Genomic DNA, 22,423 nt, shown 5'->3' on the forward strand with positions numbered 1-22,423 from the left:
AGATTCTATGTAATAAGCATTTCAGAGGGCTCAAATTGCCAATTAATCCAATGATTGCTCGGGAGATAATAAATTCCGCAATAGATAGGTAAAGGTGTTTGTTTTGAAATATAAGAACCGTACTCATTCAATTGTTCTCGGTGTTTTATCAAGGATGTTTCATCCTCTTTTCCGGTTTTGAAGTCGATAATCCAGCGTTTTCCTTGATCCTCAAAAGTACGATCAATAATCCGGGTAATCGGTCTATTTTGCTGTTCTACCAATAATTCGTATTCGTTTTGTTCTTGATGATGTTTACTAATAATCCATAACCCTATTTGATCCTCAAACATCCGGGCTATTTGTTCTTGCATACTGAGAAGGGCTTCATGTTGCATTGATTCATCGAAGCCTAGCTTCCGTAATTCATAACGGGCAAAACTCCAAGGGACTTCGGTTAGGGTTTTAGGGTGATTATCACAGATCCATTGCAATAATTGGTGCGTTACTATACCGATAAGTCGAGGAATAGTCGTTGATAAAGAGGAAGATTTTGTCTTGGCATGGGTAAGCATTTCAAGGGTTTCAGATGCTTTATTTTGATAATAAGCGAGGGGTAAGCGTCCGATTTTGGGTAAATACTGGTTTGATTCTTCAATATTGGATAAGGGCTCTTCTGCAATAAACTCTATATTTTTTAGAAGATTTCGAAATGAAGTTTTAGAAGTTTTTTCTGAGTGATCCGTTAAATACAAACGCGACTTTGCACGTGTTACAGCAACATACAGTAATCGTTGCGCTTCATAACGACTTTTTACTTCATCTAACTGACTTAAGTAATCATATAACGCACAATGGTCTTGATGTGCCGCGTGAATAGGGGACATCAGCAACAAATTACCATGTTTTTGAGTAGGTAAATTGAGCCAACGTAGCATCGGATTATCACCACGATTGGGTTGTGTCCCTAAACCAGGAAGAAACACAGTATCAAACTCCAATCCTTTAGATTTATGAATCGTCATCACGTGTAAACGTGAAGGATTTGCTTGTTGTGAATAGAGCTTATTGAGTTCTGCGAGAAATTCATTCATATCCGATAGGCGACCGTCTTGTTGATAACGATCAAGCAAGGTCCAGAATTGTTCGAGGTCATTGAGTTGATTGGCATTTAAGATGTGTTCAATATGCAATTCTTTTAGGGTCCTGATCACCCAGGCTGAGAGTTGGGTTTCATATCTTTGGCTGAGTGATTTGTGCATGACACGAATCAAATAACTCGCGCGAATCCTGCCTTCTTCACTGAGGCCGGAGATCTTGTCTAAATGTAATAAAGCGAAGTAAATCGATTTTTTCTTATTGAACTGGGCTATGGCATGAATATCACTTAAAGACAAACCACAATAGGGACTATGTAGGACAGCGAGCCAGGAGAGACGATTGGCGGGTGTCAATAAAGCGTGAGTTAATGACCAAACATCACGTAAGTGGCCTAGATTGGCTAATAAAGTAATATCAGTGCCTTGATAGGGGATTTGATGTTGGCGTAAGAGACGAATAATTTCGCTAAGTTGGGTTCTTGAACGTACAAGAATCGCCATAGTTTGCTCAGGATCGGTTTGCAGCTCCTGTTGAATGATTTCTATGAGTTTTTTTGCTTCCTGTTTTCGACTTTTAAATTGCAGGGCTTGTACCATGCTGCATTCTTTATTTTGAATGACATTGACACTAGGATGAAATGAAACAGCCCCAGATTCTATATCGACTTGCTTAGGGAAAATATGGGTGAACTGATTATTTACCCAATTAACAATGGTGTGTGTCGATCGAAAATTACAGCTTAACTCTAGAGACTGAAGTCTAACAGGGCCTATACCTTGTTCTTTAGCACGAAAGAATAAGCCTACTTCTGCTTGCCGAAAACGGTAGATGGATTGCATGGGATCGCCCACAATAAAAAGGGTTCTTCCATCGCCTTCTTCCCATCCCCAAACGAGTTTAGTTAAAAGTTCAAATTGGGTAATCGAAGTATCCTGAAATTCATCAACCAGAATATGTTGAAGAGTATGATCTAAATATAAAGCTAAATCAGTTGGATTTTCTTCATTACCTAAGGCATTTAATGCTTGCTGAGCGATGGCAGTGAAGTCAATTTCATTGTGTTCGCTAAATAAAACGTGCAAATGACCTACAAGAATAGGGAGCAACAAAAACAGTGCTTGCAGAACCTCCCATTGCTCAGGATCATATTCTGGTGCAGGTAAATTACTGACTTGGATTAATGCTTCAAGGAAATCAGGGTACTCATTTAACTCAGTGAGTAATTCTTTGCTTGCATTTTTGAGTCTCTTGTATTCATCAGCCGGGCAGGAGGTACTCAGCAAGCCAACATGATGATCGAAACTTTTACGTAAATTCCCATCACCTGTAAGCAATAATTTACTTAAGGCGGTTGCAGTTTCTTGATTTGTCTGTTGAAAATCATACCAGTCTTTGAGAGGGTAACGTGGCGAACTGGGGTTGTTTTCTATAATCGCTAATTCACGCGCATATCGAGTCAACTCCTCACTCAGTTGTGGGGGGAGACTTTGTTTAAATCGCTTTAACTCGTGTTGCTCTATAAGTTGGAGTGCTCGTTCAAAAGTCGATTTTTCTTGAGAACGTGCTTGAAATAAAGGGGCTAACCATTGATCCCTTTGAGACAGGAGTGTGGTAAAGAGCTCTAGCAGCCGATCTTGGCGATTATCCACATGCAGCAAGAGTGCTTTGATTGCTTTTTGGTATTCAGGTGTAGCCAGGGCAAATTGAATACAGCGTCGTCCTGCATTTAAATAATGACTCTCTACTTTTTCCGTAATTTGTGAATAAGCAATTTGTTTTTCCAAAAGAGGAATTGCTTGATTGATGCTTTGGCATAAAGAGTCAATCGTAATAACTCTCAATCGATTCGGCTGTTGTAATAAATTCCATTGAAATTGTGCATCACGTTGAAGCGCTTCTCCAGCGAACGCAAGTGTTTTTTGTTGATGGGGGGTATCGGCCTTTTTTTTATTTGCTGCTTGCTGTAAGGCATGCACAATACGTTCGCGCATTTCGCTTGCGGCTTTACGCGTGAATGTTAGTGCGATAATTTGTTCTGGGGCAGTTACTGTGCTTAACAATCTCAAATAGCGTTGGGTGAGAATTTCAGTTTTTCCTGAGCCTGCAGGAGCTTGAACGATAAATGATAAGGAAGGATCCGTAGCTTGGCTTCGTTGATCACTGTCGACTAACATTGTTTTTATCCCTGTATGTTTCTTGTTAGAGAATGTAAGATGTCTTTACTCGCCTTGACAGGCAGCTTCTCCCATGTAGGTTGGGCCTTGGCGCAACATCACTGAACCATAATGGTCGTTGTCGTTGGGCCAAGGCCCAACCTATATGGGGAGAGGGAAGACTTATTCAATAACGATTTCTTGTGCTGGTGGGCGCAAATTGTAATGTGAACTCATGCACCGGCCATAAGCTCCCGCGTTGGCGATTAATAATACATCACCTTCTTCTGTCACGGGTAATAATCGGTCATAGCCAAGCGTGTCACCTGATTCACAAATTGGACCAACTATATGGGAAAATCCGGCTTTTTCTTCATATAATCTACTTAAGTTCACTATCTCATGGTAAGCACCATATAAAGAGGGACGAATTAGGGAGTTCATCCCTGTTTCGATGCCAACAAATTTTACCTTACCTTTTTCTTTGCATTGAGTGACTTTGGCAAGAATAACACCACTTTCTGCCACAAAAAATCGTCCGGGCTCAAGCCAAATTTTAATTTGTGGATAACGTGTTTTTACCGCCATTAACAAGGCATCCAAACTTGTAAAATCCAATGGTTGTTGCCCTGGTTTTTCCACTACGCCCAATCCTCCACCTAGATTAATCGATTGAACGTGTGGGAATTGTTCCGTTAAAGACGCGAGCATTAAAGCCGTTTGTTGCCACAATTCCGGGGTTAGAATGCCACTTCCTGAATGAGCATGCAATCCCACTACATGGATATTATGTTTTTTGGTTAATGCGACAACTTGCTCAATATCATTTTGTGTAATACCAAATTTTGACTCATTGCCTCCTGTTGAAACGTGTTTGTGATGGCCAGCCCCAGTACCTGGATCGATACGAATAATGACTTCACGGTTTTTAAACAGTTCAGGCCAGTGCTCCAAAGGATATAAGCTATCTATGGTAACATAACAACCGATATTTAATGCATGCTCATACTCGGTTTTTGGTGCAAAATTTGGAGTAAATAGAATTCGCTTTCGGTCTATGCCAGGAAAGAGCTCCAATATTCTATCCAGTTCCTGAATAGAAACACATTCAAAACCGATTCCTTCTTTTTCCATAGTTTTTAAAATCGAGGGATGAGGATTGGCTTTTATCGCGTAAAACAGTGTATTAATCGATTTTAAAGCCAGTAGCTGCTTGGCTCGCGCAGCTTGGGTTTCGCTATGATAAACATAGCAAGGTGAATTGAGCGAGGCTATGGTTAATAAACGATCTCGCTCTTTTTCCCACCACGGAATACTACGCACAGTGGGTTTACCAAATTCTTCATGCCAGCTTTTTGAGTAATAAAAAATTTGAGGGTTATTTTCGATGAGTAAGTGATGCAGCTTTTGGCATAATTGATTTGCTTGTGATTCATCAACAACGAATGTGAGGTTCAAATCATTGGATGCAAGGGACATTAAATAGACTTGTTTGGCTTCAAAAACTTCTAAAGCTGGGCCAAGTTGTGGCAATACTGTTCTGATGTGATGACCAACGAGACTTACTGCACTACAGGGTTCAATGAGTTTCGCTCGACCGAATTGATTTAATTCTGCTAATAGAGCATTAATCGCTGGTCTATCGTGTATTTTGCTATTGATATCGAGAGATAAAGTCACGTTAAACTCCGAAGACGAGAGTAAGTCCACTGAGAAACCATGATGTTTAAAAGCGGTAAATACATCAGATAAAAAACCAACTTGTTGCCACATGTGTAAGGTATCTATAGAGATCAATAGGATACTGTTTTTTATCTGAATGGATTTAATGAGAGGGGCCGTTTCATCAATATCTTTAGTGATGAGCGTTCCTGAATGTTCGGGCATTTGTGTAAATTTGACGGACATTGGAATATTGGCTCGACGAACAGGAGGAATGCAATTGGGGTGTAATACTTTGGCACCCATAGTTGCAATTTCCTGCGCCTCATCGTAATTTAATTTCTTCAATAAACGGGCTTGTGGCAGTTGATGCGGATTAGCTGTATATATTCCAGGAACATCCGTCCAAATTTCACACGATGCAGCTTGAAGTTTCCCTGCGAGCAGAGCAGCTGAAGTATCCGAGCCTCCTCTGCCTAGCAAAACGGTTTCACCTTGTGGATTTGCAGCAAAAAAACCTTGAGTGATAATGGCTTGAGCGCCACAGGAGATAAATTTTTCAACTAATTCGGGATCATACTCACTCTCACAACGAGCGGATAGATAATTCGCAGACCCTCCATCTGGGAATGGGATACTGGTTAAGAGTTCACGAGCATCATACCATGTACAATGAATTCCTTGCTTTTCGAGAAAAGCATGGCCTAGGCGAGTCATCATGAGTTCGCCCATACTTAAAATTTCCGCGTGGGTTTTGGCGGGGGCTTGCTTTAATAAGGCAATACCAGTGAGCCACTGTTCTAATTGAAGCAGATCTTTAGCAATTAACTCAGGATCCACCTCAAGTTGTTCCGCAAGATTGAGATGTCCATTACGAATATCAGTCAAAATACTCTGATGTTCATTGATCAAAGCAGCCTCTATGGCTTTTTCAAGTTTATTGGAAACTTGCGTTAGGGCGGAGCAAACAATTACAGGTTGTACCCCAGAATTTATATGTTTCTTAGTAATGGAGGCGATATTATTCCATGTATTACGAGTTGAAACGCTGGTACCACCAAATTTGGTTACTATTTGTTGCATGATTCATTTCCGCACAAAATTAATACACATTACCATGGAGGGGAGGAGCAGCACAAGCCTCCAGAACACGAATTAAAAATTCAGGGGCAATATTACACATTAATTAGTCATGATGGATTTAATTGCTTCACTATGGATTAATATTCATTAGCTATTGAATCTAAATAAGAAAAAAGTATTTTGAAGGTGTTTTTAATGATTTGAAAACAGGGTACACTCGCTTTTTAGCGGACGTATTTTATTCAAATTTTGAAGTATGTAATTAAGGAGTAATAAGGAGTGAAAAATATGCACAAACCTTTAAGGACACTAGTTAACGCTGCTGTTATTAGTGTTCTAGCTGCTGCTGGTGGAGCTCATGCAGCTGGATTCTCTTTATACGGAGAAAGCGCTGGATATGCAGTTGGTAACTATGCCGCAGGTTCTGCAGCTGAGGCAGCCGACGCATCAACAGGTTGGTATAACCCTGCCGGTTTAGCTTTACTTCGTGAGCAGCAAGTGGTTTTCGGTGGTATTGGCATATTTCCGACCCTGAAAATGGATGGCTCAAGTACATTTACTACTTCAACGGGTCTTCCTCCACCTTTCCCTCCAGTGGTTCAATACGTACAAAATTTCGAAGGGGTTGATGGCAGTTATGATGCTTTTGTTCCTTCATTCCATTACGCTTTGCCGTTAGGTGAGCGTACTACTTTTGGTTTAAGTGTTACTGCTCCATTTGGATTAGCTACTGATTGGGCTCCTGATTCCCCAGTACGCTATTCAGCGACTTATACCGAAATTTTAACGACTAATATTTCGCCAGAATTAGGAACTCGGCTTACCGAGCATTTTGCATTGGGAGCTGGTCTGGATCTGCAATGGGCGCGTGCAAAGTTTAATCAAATGATTGGTGCGCCGACTCTTTTCTTGCTTCTGCAAGAAGATCCCGCTAAGGTTGATTCGTTAAGTTATAACAAAGCTTCATCTTGGGGAGTTGGATTCCATGTTGGTGCGATGGGAATGTTTAATGACAATCACACTCGCATAGGTCTTAATTATCAATCCAAAGTGCGCCATGTTTTCTATGGACATAGCCGCTTATCCGGAATATTGGCTAATAATAATTTTGAATTGGTTTTTCCAATATTGCCTCCTTCAGCATCCCGTACAAATGATGACTTATTTAGTAACCCACAAGAATTCCCAGATGTGGTTACATTAAGTGCTTATCAAGACATCAATGACAAATTGGCTTTATTAGGTTCGGTTGTATATACCGGCTGGGGTGTGTTTAAAAACATCCAATTAAATAATGTTGCGGTACCCAACATTGGAGCACCACCATTTTTTAATGTGACTCAAGCAAATATTGAGAGTAATGTAATACAAGATTACCATGATTCTTGGCGTGTTGCTCTTGGAGCGAATTATTGGGTGAACCCCAAATTAATGCTTCGTTTGGGTGGTGGTTATGATCAGACCCCTACAAATGATACGTTTAGAAATATTCGCTTACCTGACGTGGATCGTTGGGCTATTGCTGTTGGTGCTCATTATCAATGGCGACCCAATGTTGGTGTCGACGTAGGCTATACTCATTTGTTTGCTGGGTCTAGACCAGATGTTGATTCCTTCCAGGCTCTTTCAACAACTTCTGTATACAATGTAGATATTGACGGCGGTCATTTTGCTGCTGATCTAGTGGGTGCTCAATTGACATGGGTTATTGATAAAGTGCCTGAAGCACCAACAAAATAAATAGTTCAGAGATTCTGAATCGTAAAAAGCCACTTTATGTGGCTTTTTTATTTTATGAATTAATGTGCCCAGTTATCAGTCTATTACGCATAAAAATCATTCTATGGGTAGAGAGGGGGGCAATGTGCTACCAGCGTGATGGATGTTAAATCAAGAGATTCTTTGTCGTAAAATCCTCAGGATGACGAGGCGGTGAACAATTTCTAATGTATCTTGGGGGCGAGAGGGCCGCTTCGCTCTATATTTCTTGATTTCATGTTTTATTGACAGGTGGGTACCCAGATGGAGGCGAGATCCGCCTCCTAGCGTATATGGAAAAATTATCCTTTGTTTATGGTCGCTTCACCAGGTCCATTTACGGTCAGAGTATATCCATTCTTTGATAAATATTTTGGAGTAATATCACCAGAATCAAGATCCATGTGAACCTCACCTACTTCGACTGGATTAGAAGTATTAGTAGCCATTTTAATTACTGCGGTACATTGTTTGCCAGTTGTATGTCCATAGCAGGCTAATTTTACGAGATTCCAATACACTTTTTGTGTTGAATTGCCAGCAGTTGGGTACGCAGAAGGAACGCCTGCTATATAAGCATTTGATTCTTCAGGGGTATTATTGTGAGTGACTAGATAAGCTGGACTTGCAAAAGCTGTGACAGCACTTAAACTTAAAGCAATGGCTGAAAAACCTTTAAATAATAAATTCATTATATCTTTTTCTCCGTTTAATTATAAATGATTGGTTCGTGTTATCCTGTTCAATGTCTAAAGAAAACGTACTGATCTAAACCAATCGGCTTTTCTACATCTTAAAACGCACCAAGAGTATATCGTAAAATAGCTCAGTGTCTATCACCATTAGTTCTTAGGCCATTTACTGGATTACTAAGACTTAAGTTTTTTATGAAAATTTATTCTGAGATATTAAACGTGCGATATCTTTAGCAAAGTAGGAAATAATAAAATCTGCCCCAGCACGTTTTATCGCAGTTAAGCTCTCTATGATGGCGTGTTCTTCATTGATGAGTTGGTTTTGGGCGGCTATTTTAATCATTGAATATTCACCACTTACCTGATAAGCACAAAGGGGCACTTCAGGGAAATGTTGCTTTAGTCTTGCGATAACATCCAAGTAAAATCCGGCCGGTTTAACCATCACCATATCGGCACCTTCCTCAAGGTCTAACGCTGTTTCTCTTAAAGCTTCAGCGCCATTGGCGGGATCCATTTGATAGCTCTTGCGATTGCCAAATTTTGGTGCTCCCTGTGCTGCCTCTCTAAAAGGTCCATACAGGCAGGAGCAATATTTCGCACTGTAACTTAATATAGGGATATGCTGATATCCTTGGGCATCTAGAGCATTACGAATCGCATGGACCATCCCATCCGTCATTCCGCTAGGCGCGACCCAATCAGCACCAGCTTTTGCATGACTTACAGCTTGTTTTGCAAGAAAAGTTAATGTCTTATCGGTATCAATACATTTGCCATTGAGCACACCACAATGTCCATGATCTGTGTACTCACAAAAACAAAGATCAGTAATAATTAAGATGTCTTTATTCACAGCGCGAATTTTTTTTATCGCTTTTTGAATGATGCCTTCATCATTGAATGATTCACTGCCATAAGCATCTTTATGTTTAGGAATACCAAACAGAAGGACTGCAGGAATACCTAAAGAACTAAGTAATTCAATTTCCTGAGGAAGGCAATCGAGGCTTAATTGAAATTGACCAGGCATAGCACTTATTTCTTGGGGCTCATTAATGAGTTCGCTAATAAATAAAGGAGCGATAAATTGCTGAGGATGCAACCGTGTTTCTTGAACTAAAGCACGAGACATCGCATTGCTTCTTAAACGAGTCAATCTTAAGGGAATGGTGTAATCGGTCATGGAATTGATCCTGTTATTGGTTCATTTTGTACAGCTCGTAGCCAAGAGCCAAAATAAAAGTGGAGGTATTTTAACATAACTCTTGTAGCTTGAGTGAAAATGCAGCGGAAATCGGGGTTGTGAAAGTTCCCCATCCCGAGCGAGGGATCTCCGTGCGAAGAACGGGTGTTATGATTGGAGATCCTTGGCTACGCTCAGATGACGTGATTACTTCAGGAGATGAAGATGAGGCGGATGATGACCAATTCAGTATTTCCCTTTTTTAATTTTCTTATTTGAGGTATACAAAAAATCAATGGCACTGCTGGTATCACTGTTGCTTATTTGGATACTAAAAAATCTGTTGAGTAAATATCTGAGGGTCAACATATTGGTATCTGTTTGTGAGAGACCAATGTTATAGCTTAAATAAAGGCGTTTTGAGAGCGATTTTCCAACCACCAAAGAAGTTGTGTCACTTGAGGTGTTGGTGATTTGATTGTAATTCGTATTGGTTTGCACATTAAAATCAATACCTGCAGTTTGTTTGAGTTGCTCTAAAAGTTTGAGGCTGTTTGTATTACTCCCTAAGTTCATCGACGATATCGCTGCGAGAAGCAATTGTCCTCCAGCCTTATTGGCCTGATTTGCTGGACGCCTCAGAACAAGCATGGAAAGAATATCTGCTTGTGAAAGAACAGCAGGCTCTGAAAATAATTGAATTTTGGGGCGAGTTAACCGACCTGTTACTTCTACACCTAAAGTCATGGTTTCCCCATAATTAATATTTTGCAGATTGGTACTATTAAAATCTAAAAGCTGGCTTGAGCTGGAAAAGGTCGTGGGGGTAGTATTAATCTTTTTTGCTGCACGAACATTAATACTTGGATTAGAAATAGGTCCGCCAGAAAAAATTAGTTGTCCTTGTTGTATGGCTAAATCTTGTCCGTATGCCTTATAAGTACCGTCTCTAACTGATAATTCCCCATATGCATTGATTGAACTTTGTTGCGATTGTTTTATATGCAGTGTTCCATCCAAATGTCCTTTTAATCCTTTTACATTGATTGCTACTTTTTTTCCCATTTCAAGATCAATATCCATGTTGTTAATCAGTGTGAATGCAGGGGATGGTTTTTCCTTGCGTTTATAAACCACATCATCGGGTATAGAAATACTGTTGTGGAACGAGCGAGGTTTGATTTCAGCATAAGGAACCAAAACCGTACCTGAGAGAGTTTGGGTCATTGGTGTCACATGAAGATTAAGTTTGGGGGAAATATGAATTTTGTATTCACTGGTTTGAACCAATGGAAAATTATTTCCTTCCAGGCTGAAATCCCCTGTAAATTGGGAGCTTAGGTTTCCTTTTCCAGTAAGTGATAAATGATGACCTGAAGATACTGCTGAACCGCTTGCTTCCCAGGAGCGTTCTTTACCGTGAACATTAATCTCGATGGCATCGAGATTAAGTCCTATTTTAGGTAAGGAAAGGCTCGTTTTAGTGAGCATGAGTTGGCTGTCGATTATTTTTTTATGCAAAGTGCCACTTAATTTTAATGATGCAACGAGTTGTCCTTGAAGCTTATTAATTTCTGGACTGATTTTCTGTAAAAAGTCCAATGAGTTTACCTTCAATGATAATTCACTACTTATGGGTTGGTCATCTTTTAAGCCAGCATCAAGAAAGAATTTAGGTAGTTTAAATTCCAGTTTTAAATTTTTATTTTCATCGATGACCAAAATGCCAGTACCTTTAAGTTGTTCGGGAGAAAGGATAACTTTTAGAGACCCGCCTTTAAATTGGAGGCGAGGTATGGCCTCATTATTAGGAGGCTGGTAAAAACCGGGATGTATAGTGAGTTGTAAATTTCCCCGATTTTTAGCGTTGATTTCACCCATAGCAGATAAACTGGTGTATAAGCAAGCATGCTGACTGGATGCTTCCTTAGGTTGCGTCAGGTTCGCAGCAAATGTCCACTGCCATGGCAATGTTCCTCGAATTTTTGCATCAATCAACCAATGATCTTTTGGTTCAGTGGTTAATTGAGTGTGTAATTTGATTTGCATGTTGGGTAAGACGCCAGTCGCAGTGATGGTTCCCTTTTCACTAGCCATGACTTTATCTTGTGCTTTGTTCCATTGCATGCCATGCCATTGAGCAGTAATTAATTGGCTTTCTCGCAGAGAATGTGGCTGCCATTGAACGTCTAGTTGTTCTATTTTTAATTGAGAGGATTTATTTTGATACTCAACTCCGCTCAATACAAAGTGATTTAATAAACTGCCCTCAATTTGTTGCACTTTAAGAGTGCCTGGTAGATATAAATGGCTGAATTGAATAAGGGATCTTATGCCTGACTTTGTTTCTAATAAAAATAAAGCCATCCCTGCAAATAGAATAATAAATAAACAGCTAATATAAAGTATCTTAACCAAAATTCGGAGCGCTTTTAGCAGGAATCGTTTCATAAGTCGGGTCCCATGCTGATCACCAAACGTGGGCCATTGCTATCACGCTGCCATCGGCCGTTAATTGCCTGTGCTAATCCTACTTTAATTGGACCTATAGGTGAAACCCACATTAAACCACCACCTGCATCATAATAACTTTTAAGAGGATTTGGATTGTAAATCGCTCCTGCATCATAAAATGCAATCAAGTACCAATTTTTTTTGGTTTCTTTTTGAATTTCAAAACCAGCATAACTTATTATTCTGCTTGGACCTATTGAATTAAAACTAAATGCTTTTAAATTATCCGTTCCTCCTAAAAGTAATGCAAGTGATAAAGGCTGCTGGTTAATATTATTAATTGCAGTAAATCCTTGAATTGCATGTCCGTAAAGGCGTAAACGGAGTGGTTCGATTCGCATTGCAGCTTTCATGTCTAATGAGGCTTGAGCAAAATTAATGGTCGATAAAAGGATTTGATTGGCAGCAAGACCATTAATGGTGACGTTATATCCGGAGGGTGAGAAGAGGAGGTCTTGAGTTTTGCTCCATGTAATACTTGCCTTGGGATAGAGTAAAAATTGTTTTGTATTTTGTTGAAATGCGTAATGAAATCCTTCGTAAAGCGAGTTTATTGATAAAGTACGTTGATAATTGGTTATTCGATGTTGCTGGGCAAGTGAGATAAGAAACGAATTACTGTATCCCGCGCTGTAGTTTAAATTTGAAAAATTGCCTGTCAGTGTGTATTGATCCTGAATGGGGTTTTTTCCAGGAATAATATACTGAGCTTGTAATGCGTTTTGCACAAAAGAACCTTGAGCCATGAGATTGAATTTATGTCCCTGGCGATTGACGGGTATTACATGTAAAGCAGCACGACCCCGAACACCCGTATCTGTACCATAACCCGCACCAAGAGTATAAGAGTATTTAGATACCGGCTCGGTATAGATTTGTACAGGTACTGTTGGGTTTTCTGTAATTTGCGGCTTTACAAGTACCGAACTAAAATATCCGCTATTTGATAAATCATTATTTAACTGGAGCACTTTATCACCAGAATAGACTTGTCCAGGTTGAAAAGGAACAAAACGGTGCAATAAGGCTGGGTTAATGTATGTAGGATTAAATTGCACTTGCCCAAAATAAAAAAGAGGGCCCGTGTCAAGAATTAGGGTGATTTCTGCTGTATAGTTCTCTTCATCAATTAAAATTTCACTTTTTTTAAAGCCTGCACGCATATAACCTTGGTTTTCTGCCGTATCAAGCAGTTTTAATTTGGTTTGCTCGTATTGTTCAGTAAAAAGAGGGGATCCTGGTGCGATCGGTATATTTTTTATTGCATCCCGCAACATGGGGTTATGCGAACCTTCGCCGAGCAGTTCAATTTTGAGTCGCGAAATCATGACTTGTGGACCAGGATGAATAATAACAGTCAACTGATGAGTGGTAGGTCTTTGTAGTTTCACTTCCGCTTTAAAATAACCAAAAGGTTGAACTGCCTGAATGACATGTTCTTGTAACTCATCTAAGCTGAATTCGGCAAGGGGTTTTAATTTTTGTAATTCATTCAAACGTTTTTCAACATTCGCTTCGACTTTTCCAGAAACTCCATAAATTGTGATTGATACTGAATCATTGCTTTGAGCAAATAATGCAAAACAGGTAATGAGAAGTATCAGATAAATGAGTTTTTTCACGATAGTCTCAATACTCGTTTCACTTAAAATGTCCTCTTGATTTTCATAGGAATCATTTTTAAGAATATACACTTATTCGACATATAAAGGCTAGGCATAAAAGGGAGTAATAGCCTGGTTACAGCATTATCTTTATCTACGCATCAACTGTTTCCATACTCTTGAATCGATATATCAAATCAAGAGCCTCTCTTGCAGTTAATCGATCCGGATCAATTTGAGCCAGTTCACGTAAAATGGGAGATTGGGGTTTCACTTGAACTGATGTGTGGTTGATTGCAGGGGCTGAAGGATTCTGATTTTGAATATGATTTAAGTGCGCATGAGCGAGTGTTAAAACCTCAGCAGGTATCCCCGCAAGTTCTGCTACTTCAAGCCCATAGCTTCGATTCGCATGACCTGGTTCGACTCGATATAAAAAGATAATCCGACCAGTATCCAAGGATGCCTGCAAATGAACATTCCGAATGCAAGGCCATTGTTGGGGAAGATTGGTTAACTCAAAGTAATGCGTGGAAAATAAAGTATATGCTTTAATGGTCGTCGCCAGATAAGCGCAGCTGGCATAAGCCAAAGCCATACCATCATAGGTACTGGTACCGCGACCAATTTCATCAATTAAAACAAGGCTCTCATGAGTTGCCTGTCTTAAAATTTGCGCAGTTTCCGTCATTTCTACCATAAAAGTTGAACGACCGGAGGCTAAATCGTCACTGGCGCCTATACGGGTAAAAATTCTATCAATAGGGCCTAAAGTTACTGACTTAGCAGGTACGAAACTGCCAATATGAGCTAAAAGTACAATTAAAGCGGTTTGCCGCATGTAAGTTGACTTACCGCCCATGTTGGGGCCGGTAATGAGCAATATATTTTGCGATGGTTTGAGTTGCAGGTCATTCGCGATGAAGCGTTCTTGCAGTAACTGTTCAATTACTGGATGGCGACCTCCTTCAATAGAAATTTGTGACTCAGGTACCAGGGTAGGGCAACACCAATTGAAACTTTGAGCCCGTTCTGCAAGAGTTGCTAATACATCCAATTTGGCCAGTGCTTGTGCTAAAAGCGTTAATTCGTGTATATGGTTCTGGATTTCGATCAATAGATTTTCATAGAGCCATTTTTCCCGTGCCAAAGCCTTAACTTGTGCTGACAATACTTTCTCTTCAAATTGCTTTAACTCTGGGGTGATATATCGCTCCACATTTTTTAAGGTTTGCTTTCTGTGGTAATGAGGAGGTGCTTTTTCTGATTGGCTTTTTGAGAGCTCGATGTAATATCCCTGTACGTTATTGAAGCCAAATTTCAGACTCGACAGACCAGTTTTTTGTTTTTCTTCTTGTTCTAAATGCATGAGTTTATCATTGGCACGCGTACTGAGGATTCTGAGCTCATCCAATTCTTCATCAAAACCTGGAGCGATCACCCCGCCATCACGAATCAATACGGGAGGATTTTCTATAATCGCTGACGCAAGTATTTGTTGGAGTACTGGTAAGGGTTTAATATGTCTTTTTAATTGAAATATGAGTTCGCTTTGGTGATGAGTAAGTACGGAATTCAATTCTGGAAGTAATGCTAAAGTATGACTCAACGCAACCAAATCACGTGGACGAGCTGATTTTAAAGCAATACGCGAGACAATCCGTTCCACATCAGAAGTTTGTCGCAACAACTCATAGAGTGACAAGCCCTGTTGCAATTGCATGATTTCCAGTACCGCATTCTGGCGAGCTTTAATTAGGTTATGTTGTTTCAGCGGCCTTCCTAACCAACGTTTGAGTAAACGACTACCCATGGGGCATGCGGTTTTATCCAACAACGATAACAAACTGTTTTCATGGCTGCCACTCATGTTTTCAAATAATTCTAGATGTTTTTGGGTTGAGGCATCCAGTTGCAAGTAATCATGCGTATGTTCAAGCGTCATTGTTGTTAAATGGGGAAGAGCTTGTTTTTGCGTCGTATGTAAATAAGATAACAAAGCACCCGCGGCAATAAGGGCAGTAGGATGATCTTGCTCACCGAACGCTCTAAGATCATGTACTGCAAATTGCTCACATAAAAGTTTTTTAGCATGATCAATGTGAAATTCCCAACCTGGTCTCAGTTTAATTGGGAAATTCAGGCAGTATTCTTCCAAGGGAGATGTTTCTTGTAAAAGTAATTCAGCAGGCTGCAATCGTGTTAGCTCGGCGCTAAGCTGATTCGTTTCTGTTAATTCCAGTAAATGAAAACGGCCACTACTGAGCTCAACCCAGGCAAGACCAATTTTATGTTTTTGGTGATGGATTGCCAGTAATAAATTGTCTTTTTTAGCATCTAAAAGTGCTTCATCAGTCACTGTTCCTGGAGTAATAATACGAGTAACTTGGCGTTCAACAGGACCTTTGCTGGTTGCAGGATCCCCTATTTGTTCGCAGATTGCTACTGATTCACCTTTTTTAATCAGTCTTGCTAGATAATTCTCCACTGCATGATAAGGAACGCCGGCCATAGGAATTGGTTTGTCAGCAGATTGACCTCGATGGGTCAAAGTGAGATCCAACAATTGTGACGCACGTTTGGCATCATCAAAAAATAATTCGTAAAAATCACCCATACGATAGAACAAGAGCATATCAGGGTATTCTGATTTTATGCGTAAATACTGTTGCATCATTGGTGTATGGGAAGTGGTCATGAAGGTTTTTTATTTGAGTGGAAAGTGGGGCGATTTTAGCAAAATCATTTAAGGTAGAGTAGAGGCTATCGAACGAAGAGGGTGTGGATATCAAAATCCGCATAATGAAGAAAAAGATAAAGTGACTGAAACGCGGCAATTAACTAGTTTGCCATAATGTAATTTTGATTTAGGTAATGAGTCTATAAAGCCAAAAGAAGCTGAGCTAGAGACAAAAAGGAAGCAAGTTTTTTTTGCATAATTGTCTCTGTACACTTCAATAAATAACCCTAGCTTCAAGAATAGAATCTGGGATATTATCAATTACTTATCATGGAATGGCAAAGGAAAATGCTATGTTAACTACAAAGGATGTTAAGTCTGTTGAGGCCGCAAAACAAATTATTGAAGAGCGTAACCTCACTCATGTCAAGGTTGGTTTATTTGATGTGGATGGGGTGATGCTTGGAAAATATATGAGCCGTAATAAATTCTTCTCGGCTTTGGACAATGGTTTTTCTTTTTGTGACGTGATCTTAGGTTGGGATTCCAAAGATAAACTCTATGATAATGGAAAATATACCGGGTGGCACACCGGTTATCCCGACACTTCAGTACGCATTTTGCCAGAAACTTGCCGAGAGCTTGTTTTTGAAGAGAATCAACTGTTATTTATGGCTGAATTTTCTGGAGAAGCAGAGAACTTATGTCCGCGAGCATTGCTGCGTCGAATTATTAATAAAGCAGATTCAATGGGATTTGACGCTTATGCGGCATTGGAATATGAATTCTTCATGTTTGATGAAACGCCTGACAGCATACGCTCTAAAGGTTTTCGTGATTTAAAACCAATGACCCCTGATTTTTTTGGTTACTCAATGATTCGTAATACCGTTCATGCGGAGTTATATCATCAAATCCTCAATATGAGTGAGATTATGGATTTTCCTATTGAAGGTTTGCATGCTGAAACAGGCCCAGGGGTAATAGAAGCAGCCATTGCTGTAGATAAGGCTGCAGAAGCGGGCGATAAGGCTGCATTATTCAAGACTTTCATGAAAGTCCTAGCACAACGAAACAATATGATGGCTACCTTTATGGCTAAATGGTCACCACACTATCCCGGACAAAGTGGACACATCCACCTGTCCTTACGGCATAAAAATAATAGGGGTAGTGCTTTTTTCGACCCTACAATGCAATATAACATGAGCAAAATTCAGAGACATTTCGTGGCAGGACAACAAAAACTCATGCCTGAATTTTTAGCGATGGTTTCTCCTACTGTGAATAGCTTTTCTCGACTCATTCCAGGATTTTGGGCACCAACTGACGCGACATGGGGGGTAGAGAATCGTACCACGGCATTACGCGTTATCCCGGGAAGTGATAAGTCACAGCGCGTTGAGTATCGGTTAGGTTCTGCTGATTCGAATCCTTATTTGGCTTTGGCAGCGGCTTTGGGCTCAGGTTTGTATGGAATTGAGCATGAACTGGAACCCTATCCAGAAATTAAAGGTAATTCTTATTCGCAACAGCATCAATCGGAGCTCGCTTTGCCACGGACCCTGTGGGAAGCTGCTACTCGTCTAAGGGAATCACAAGCTGCACGTACGTTATTTGGCGAACCATTTGTTGAGCATTTTGCTGCCTCACGCGAATGGGAAGAACGAGAGTTTCGTCGTCATATTACCGATTGGGAATTGGATCGCTATTTTGAAATTATTTAACTCGGATTTTCCAGATCATGAATGATACATTGAAAACCTATTCACCTATAGATAATTCACTCTATGTAGAGCGAACTTTTGCGGATGACGATGCAATCCAATTGGCATTAGACCGAGCATCAAGTGCCAAAAAACAATGGGCTAATACCTCGTTGGCTGAGCGTGAGCATTATTGTCAGGCTGCAGTAGATGCTCTAGTTGCCAATAAGGAAGAGATTGCCTGGGAAATCTGTTGGCAAATGGGAAGACCAATTCGTTATGCTCCAGGAGAGATTAATGGTTTTGAGGAGCGTGCTCGATATATGATTGCTGCCGCAAGTGCTGCATTGTCACCCATCAGATTGCCTGAAAAAACTGGCTTTATTCGCTATATCAAACGAGAACCTCTAGGGCTCACATTGGTCATTGCCCCATGGAATTATCCTTATCTTACGGCCGTGAATGCGATTATCCCAGCCATTATGGCGGGAAATGTTGTCTTACTTAAGCACTCAGCGCAAACACCGCTTGTTGCTGAACGATTTGCCCAGGCATTTAGCGAAGCAAAGCTTCCAGAAGGGGTTTTCCAATACTTGCATCTAACTCATGCAGACACGGAAAAGGTATTACGTCACCCAGCGATCAATCATGTTGCTTTTACAGGTTCTGTTGCAGGTGGTGAAATGGTGGAGCGAGTCACTGCCGGACGTTTTTTAAGTATTGGCTTGGAACTCGGAGGAAAAGATCCGGGGTATGTTCGTTTTGATGCAGATATCGATAAAGCGGTAGAAACGCTGATGGATGGAGCGTTCTTTAATTCAGGCCAATCGTGTTGCGGAATTGAACGTATTTATGTCCACAAAGCGGTTTATGAGCAATTTGTAAATAAGGCGGTAGCATGGGTGAGGCAATATAAACTCGGACGTCCTGACGATCCGGATACTACCTTAGGACCACTCGTAAGGCCTTCTGCTGCGGAATTTGTCCGTGCCCAGATTCGCGAGGCCTTGGCACAAGGTGCTGTGGCCCATATAGATAGCCAAAACTTTGTTATGGATCGGCCTGGATCGGCCTATATGGCGCCCCAAATTTTAACGGAAGTAACCCATAAAATGCGGATCATGACGGAAGAAACATTCGGACCGGTAGTGGGCATCATGTCCGTTGACAGCGATGACGAAGCGATTGCGTTAATGAATGACAGTGCTTACGGTTTAACGGCAGCTGTTTTCACTCAAGATATAGATCAGGGAATCGCCATTGGAGAACAACTGCACACCGGAACATTTTTCATTAATCGTTGTGATTATTTGGATCCTGCTTTGGCCTGGACTGGAGTCAAAAACTCAGGGCGTGGATGTACACTTTCCTCTATAGGATATGAGTCATTGACCAGGCCTAAATCTTTTCATTTAAAAACAAACGATTAGGGTTTTTATGCAATTCGCAGCATTTTGACCAAGAACTCGAATTGCAAACAAACCCCAGAAAGGGATCTACAAATGAATACATTATCAATGAAAGCTAATTGGAATTATCCCACTTCGATAAGGGTAGGGGCGGGGCGTGCACGTGAACTTACTGAAGCGTGCCATACCCTGGGTATCAAATCCCCTCTGTTAGTCACAGACAGCAACCTTGCAAAATTACCCATGATTGAAGCAGCATTAGCAGCTTGTCGAGATGCGGGTTTACATGGTGCTTTGTTTACCGATGTAAAAGCGAACCCCACCGGTGAAAATGTTGCTGCTGGTGTCGATGCTTATCGAAGTGGTCAACATGATGGGGTTATTGCTTTTGGGGGCGGATCAGCTTTAGATGCTGCGAAAGCCATTGCATTAATGGTTGGCCAAACTCGTCCCCTTTGGGATTTTGAAGACATAGGAGATAATTGGCGACGTGTGAATGTTGCCGGTATAGCGCCTGTTATTGCCTTGCCAAGCACAGCCGGTACTGGTTCGGAAGTTGGGCGTGCTTCGGTGATAACCGATACACAACACCATCGAAAAAAGATTATTTTTCATCCTAAGATGTTACCTTCCATCGTTATTTTAGATCCAGAATTAACGGTTGCTTTACCACCGAGGATTACGGCAGCAACAGGTATGGATGCATTATCTCATTGCCTGGAGGCTTATTCTGCCCCCAATTATCATCCAATGGCTGAAGGGATTGCTCTTGAAGGAATCCGTTTAATCAAAGAACATTTGCCTCGAGTAATGCAAAATGGAAATGATTTGAATTCCAGGACACAAATGCTTGTTGCATCAATGATGGGAGCAACAGCGTTCCAGCGTGGGTTAGGTGCAATGCATGCGCTCGCTCATCCTTTGGGCGCTATATATGATGCACATCACGGTCGATTAAATGCTATTTTGATGCCTTATGTAGTGCAAGCCAATCGCTCAGAGATAGAACAAAAAATAGCTCGTCTAGCGTTTTACTTAGAGATTGATAATGGATTTGATGGGTTTCTAGAATGGATACTACAATTGCGCCGTGAACTAGGCATCGAACACAGCCTGGTTGAAATTGGCATCGATGCACGCGATGTGGCCCGTATTGCGACCATGGCGACTGAAGATCCTTCAGCGCAAAGTAATCCAATTCTTTTTGATGCGTTGCAATACAAAAACATTCTTACTGCCGCGATTCATGGAGATCCTCATCCTTTATAGATGAAGCGATCATATTGGCAGAGGGGCCATGAGGAATATCATGAATATTGGAATCTTACAATGCGATGAAGTCGAAAAAGGGTTGATAGCCATTCATGGCACGTACCCAGAGATGTATATTAAATTTCTGCGGCAAGCAGAACCAAATTTAACCTTTAAAGTTTATGATGTTCGTCAAGATGAACTACCTATCGATGTCGACAGCGCAGATGCCTATGTGATTACCGGTAGTCGTCATGGTGTCAACGATGGTTTTCTCTGGATTGCTGCGCTTGAAGGATTTGTTCGACGTCTTCATGAGTCCAGAAAAAAAGTCATAGGGATTTGTTTTGGCCATCAGCTTATCGCGAAAGCATTAGGGGGTACAGTCATTAAGTCGCCTAAGGGCTGGGGGGTAGGAATGTCCGTAAATAAAATGACACAACATAAATCGTGGATGTCCCCATCCCTTAATCAACTAAACCTGCTCGTTAGCCATCAGGATCAAGTTGTAGCTCTTCCTTCGGAAGCAGAGGTTCTGGCCACGAGTGATTTTTGTCCCTTTTATATGCTGCAAATTGGTGACAACCTGTTAACCGTCCAAGGTCATCCCGAGTTCACTAAAAGCTATTCCCAAGCCTTGATTGAACTGCGTAAAAACAGACTTGGTATGGAGTTAGTTGAGCGTGGATTACAATCATTACAGCAACCCTGTAATGATTACGTATTTGCCGAGTGGATTGTTAATTTTTTGAACTTTTAAAATACATGCCGTAACTGTTTTTGACTTTTTTATTGAAATATCAATAGGTCATGGTTGAATTTAAATTTATTTGCTAGAATCTAAAGGGATTTAAAAAAAATATTAAATTTATAGGGAGAATGAAATGAATCGTTTCGCGTTAATTGCAGCAACTGGTGTTTTAGCACTCGCTTTAACTGCATGTGGTGAGCAAAATAACAAGCAACCTACTGCAGGAACTGAAAATACTACTACAACAAACAACTCAACCAGCTTCTAATCAACCTGCTGGCGGAACTCAAAATCAAACACAACACTAAGTCTTTAACCTGGGTGAAGGCGTAAGCCATAACCCAGGTTCCTTTAGGTATGCTCATGAGTTCCTTTAGTAATCTCATCAAAGAAATTGCCGCCATTTTAAAGAAAAAGAACTGGCAATTAGTTACTGCTGAGTCATGTACTGGTGGACTTGTTGCAAGTTATCTTACAGAAATTCCCGGAAGTTCCGTCTGGTTTGAACGCGGATTTGTTACCTACAGTAATTTAGCTAAAGAGGAGTTGTTGTCTGTTCCTAAGCAATTAATCGAGGAATATGGCGCAGTTAGTGAGCCTGTTGCCCAAGCTATGGCGACTGGTGCCCTACTACACAGCGCGGGACATGTTGCCGTATCAGTTACGGGCATTGCAGGCCCAGATGGAGGTAGTCTTGAGAAGCCTGTTGGAACCGTGTGCTTTGGTTGGGCCGCTAAAGACATGAATCCTAAAGTAGTAAAAAAACAACTTACCGGAAATCGACAAGAGATACGCCTTGCCGCATGCCAAGTAGCGTTATCAGGGATTCTTTCTTATATCAAAGATTGATGAATAGAAAGTTGATATTTCAAAAAGTCATTTTGCTCTCTA

General features: G+C 40.8%; 14 protein-coding genes. 7 read left to right on the top strand and 7 right to left on the bottom strand.

Going from position 1 to position 22,423, the window contains the following annotated elements; genetic code table 11:
• Positions 1–5 precede the first annotated feature (5 nt).
• Together EL022_RS09125 and EL022_RS09130 are read right to left on the bottom strand one after the other, a co-directional pair.
• On the bottom strand, positions 6–3,254 hold the full coding sequence (locus EL022_RS09125; RefSeq protein ID WP_028381976.1) for a UvrD-helicase domain-containing protein: 3,249 nt from the start codon (positions 3,252–3,254) through the stop codon (positions 6–8).
• A gap of 162 nt (positions 3,255–3,416) precedes the next feature.
• On the bottom strand, positions 3,417–5,978 hold the full coding sequence (locus EL022_RS09130) for a bifunctional aspartate kinase/diaminopimelate decarboxylase (protein WP_028381975.1): 2,562 nt from the start codon (positions 5,976–5,978) through the stop codon (positions 3,417–3,419).
• A gap of 279 nt (positions 5,979–6,257) precedes the next feature.
• Between EL022_RS09130 and EL022_RS09135 the strand changes: the two genes are divergently transcribed.
• Positions 6,258–7,718, top strand: a complete 1,461-nt coding sequence (locus EL022_RS09135) for an OmpP1/FadL family transporter (RefSeq protein ID WP_028381974.1) — start codon at positions 6,258–6,260, stop codon at positions 7,716–7,718.
• A 320-nt stretch (positions 7,719–8,038) separates the two neighbouring features.
• On the opposite strand, the gene EL022_RS09140 is transcribed toward EL022_RS09135, so the two are convergent.
• The 5 genes from EL022_RS09140 to mutS form a co-directional block, all read right to left on the bottom strand.
• The gene (locus tag EL022_RS09140) at positions 8,039–8,428 is read right to left on the bottom strand and encodes a hypothetical protein (protein ID WP_028381973.1); all 390 of its coding nucleotides are present in this window, start codon (positions 8,426–8,428) and stop codon (positions 8,039–8,041) included.
• A 193-nt stretch (positions 8,429–8,621) separates the two neighbouring features.
• Positions 8,622–9,617 carry a porphobilinogen synthase gene (gene hemB, locus EL022_RS09145; RefSeq protein ID WP_028381972.1) on the bottom strand — a complete coding sequence of 332 codons (996 nt, stop codon included), beginning with the start codon at positions 9,615–9,617 and terminating at the stop codon, positions 8,622–8,624.
• Between the two features lie 246 nt (positions 9,618–9,863).
• A complete protein-coding gene (locus EL022_RS09150; protein ID WP_028381971.1) occupies positions 9,864–12,068 on the bottom strand; it encodes a translocation/assembly module TamB domain-containing protein in 2,205 nt (734 codons plus the stop codon).
• On the bottom strand, positions 12,065–13,753 hold the full coding sequence (locus EL022_RS09155) for an autotransporter assembly complex protein TamA (protein WP_028381970.1): 1,689 nt from the start codon (positions 13,751–13,753) through the stop codon (positions 12,065–12,067). Before EL022_RS09155 ends, EL022_RS09150 begins: the two co-directional genes overlap by 4 nt.
• Positions 13,754–13,889: 136 nt before the next feature.
• On the bottom strand, positions 13,890–16,433 hold the full coding sequence (gene mutS, locus EL022_RS09160; RefSeq protein ID WP_028381969.1) for a DNA mismatch repair protein MutS: 2,544 nt from the start codon (positions 16,431–16,433) through the stop codon (positions 13,890–13,892).
• 335 nt (positions 16,434–16,768) lie between these two features.
• On the opposite strand from mutS, the gene EL022_RS09165 reads away from it, so the two are divergent.
• The 6 genes from EL022_RS09165 (at position 16,769) to EL022_RS09185 (ending at position 22,381) form a co-directional block, all read left to right on the top strand.
• Positions 16,769–18,142: a glutamine synthetase family protein gene (locus EL022_RS09165; RefSeq protein ID WP_028381968.1), complete on the top strand. Its 1,374-nt coding sequence runs from the start codon at positions 16,769–16,771 to the stop codon at positions 18,140–18,142.
• 17 nt (positions 18,143–18,159) lie between these two features.
• Positions 18,160–19,551, top strand: a complete 1,392-nt coding sequence (locus EL022_RS09170) for an aldehyde dehydrogenase family protein (protein WP_028381967.1) — start codon at positions 18,160–18,162, stop codon at positions 19,549–19,551.
• 72 nt (positions 19,552–19,623) lie between these two features.
• Positions 19,624–20,799, top strand: coding sequence for an iron-containing alcohol dehydrogenase (locus EL022_RS09175; protein WP_028381966.1), 1,176 nt, complete (start codon positions 19,624–19,626; stop codon positions 20,797–20,799).
• 40 nt (positions 20,800–20,839) lie between these two features.
• Complete coding sequence (locus EL022_RS09180) at positions 20,840–21,541, top strand: glutamine amidotransferase-related protein (RefSeq protein WP_028381965.1); 702 nt, start codon at positions 20,840–20,842, stop codon at positions 21,539–21,541.
• 124 nt (positions 21,542–21,665) lie between these two features.
• A complete protein-coding gene (locus EL022_RS16620) occupies positions 21,666–21,800 on the top strand; it encodes a hypothetical protein (protein WP_277873271.1) in 135 nt (44 codons plus the stop codon).
• A gap of 95 nt (positions 21,801–21,895) precedes the next feature.
• On the top strand, positions 21,896–22,381 hold the full coding sequence (locus tag EL022_RS09185; protein ID WP_028381964.1) for a CinA family protein: 486 nt from the start codon (positions 21,896–21,898) through the stop codon (positions 22,379–22,381).
• Positions 22,382–22,423: the final 42 nt, after the last annotated feature.

It is taken from the genome of Legionella cherrii, assembly GCF_900635815.1.
In the GTDB taxonomy this organism is placed as follows: domain Bacteria; phylum Pseudomonadota; class Gammaproteobacteria; order Legionellales; family Legionellaceae; genus Legionella; species Legionella cherrii.

Bases quoted from the DNA above. Each gene is read 5' to 3' on its own strand.
- EL022_RS09175 (WP_028381966.1), top strand. From the start codon at position 19,624: ATGAATACATTATCAATGAAAGCTAATTGGAATTATCCCACTTCGATA.
- EL022_RS09150 (WP_028381971.1), bottom strand. From the start codon at position 12,068: ATGAAACGATTCCTGCTAAAAGCGCTCCGAATTTTGGTTAAGATACTT.
- EL022_RS09170 (WP_028381967.1), top strand. From the start codon at position 18,160: ATGAATGATACATTGAAAACCTATTCACCTATAGATAATTCACTCTAT.
- EL022_RS09125 (WP_028381976.1), bottom strand. From the start codon at position 3,254: ATGTTAGTCGACAGTGATCAACGAAGCCAAGCTACGGATCCTTCCTTA.
- EL022_RS16620 (WP_277873271.1), top strand. From the start codon at position 21,666: ATGAATCGTTTCGCGTTAATTGCAGCAACTGGTGTTTTAGCACTCGCT.
- mutS (WP_028381969.1), bottom strand. From the start codon at position 16,433: ATGACCACTTCCCATACACCAATGATGCAACAGTATTTACGCATAAAA.
- EL022_RS09165 (WP_028381968.1), top strand. From the start codon at position 16,769: ATGTTAACTACAAAGGATGTTAAGTCTGTTGAGGCCGCAAAACAAATT.
- EL022_RS09185 (WP_028381964.1), top strand. From the start codon at position 21,896: ATGAGTTCCTTTAGTAATCTCATCAAAGAAATTGCCGCCATTTTAAAG.
- EL022_RS09130 (WP_028381975.1), bottom strand. From the start codon at position 5,978: ATGCAACAAATAGTAACCAAATTTGGTGGTACCAGCGTTTCAACTCGT.
- EL022_RS09180 (WP_028381965.1), top strand. From the start codon at position 20,840: ATGAATATTGGAATCTTACAATGCGATGAAGTCGAAAAAGGGTTGATA.
- hemB (WP_028381972.1), bottom strand. From the start codon at position 9,617: ATGACCGATTACACCATTCCCTTAAGATTGACTCGTTTAAGAAGCAAT.
- EL022_RS09140 (WP_028381973.1), bottom strand. From the start codon at position 8,428: ATGAATTTATTATTTAAAGGTTTTTCAGCCATTGCTTTAAGTTTAAGT.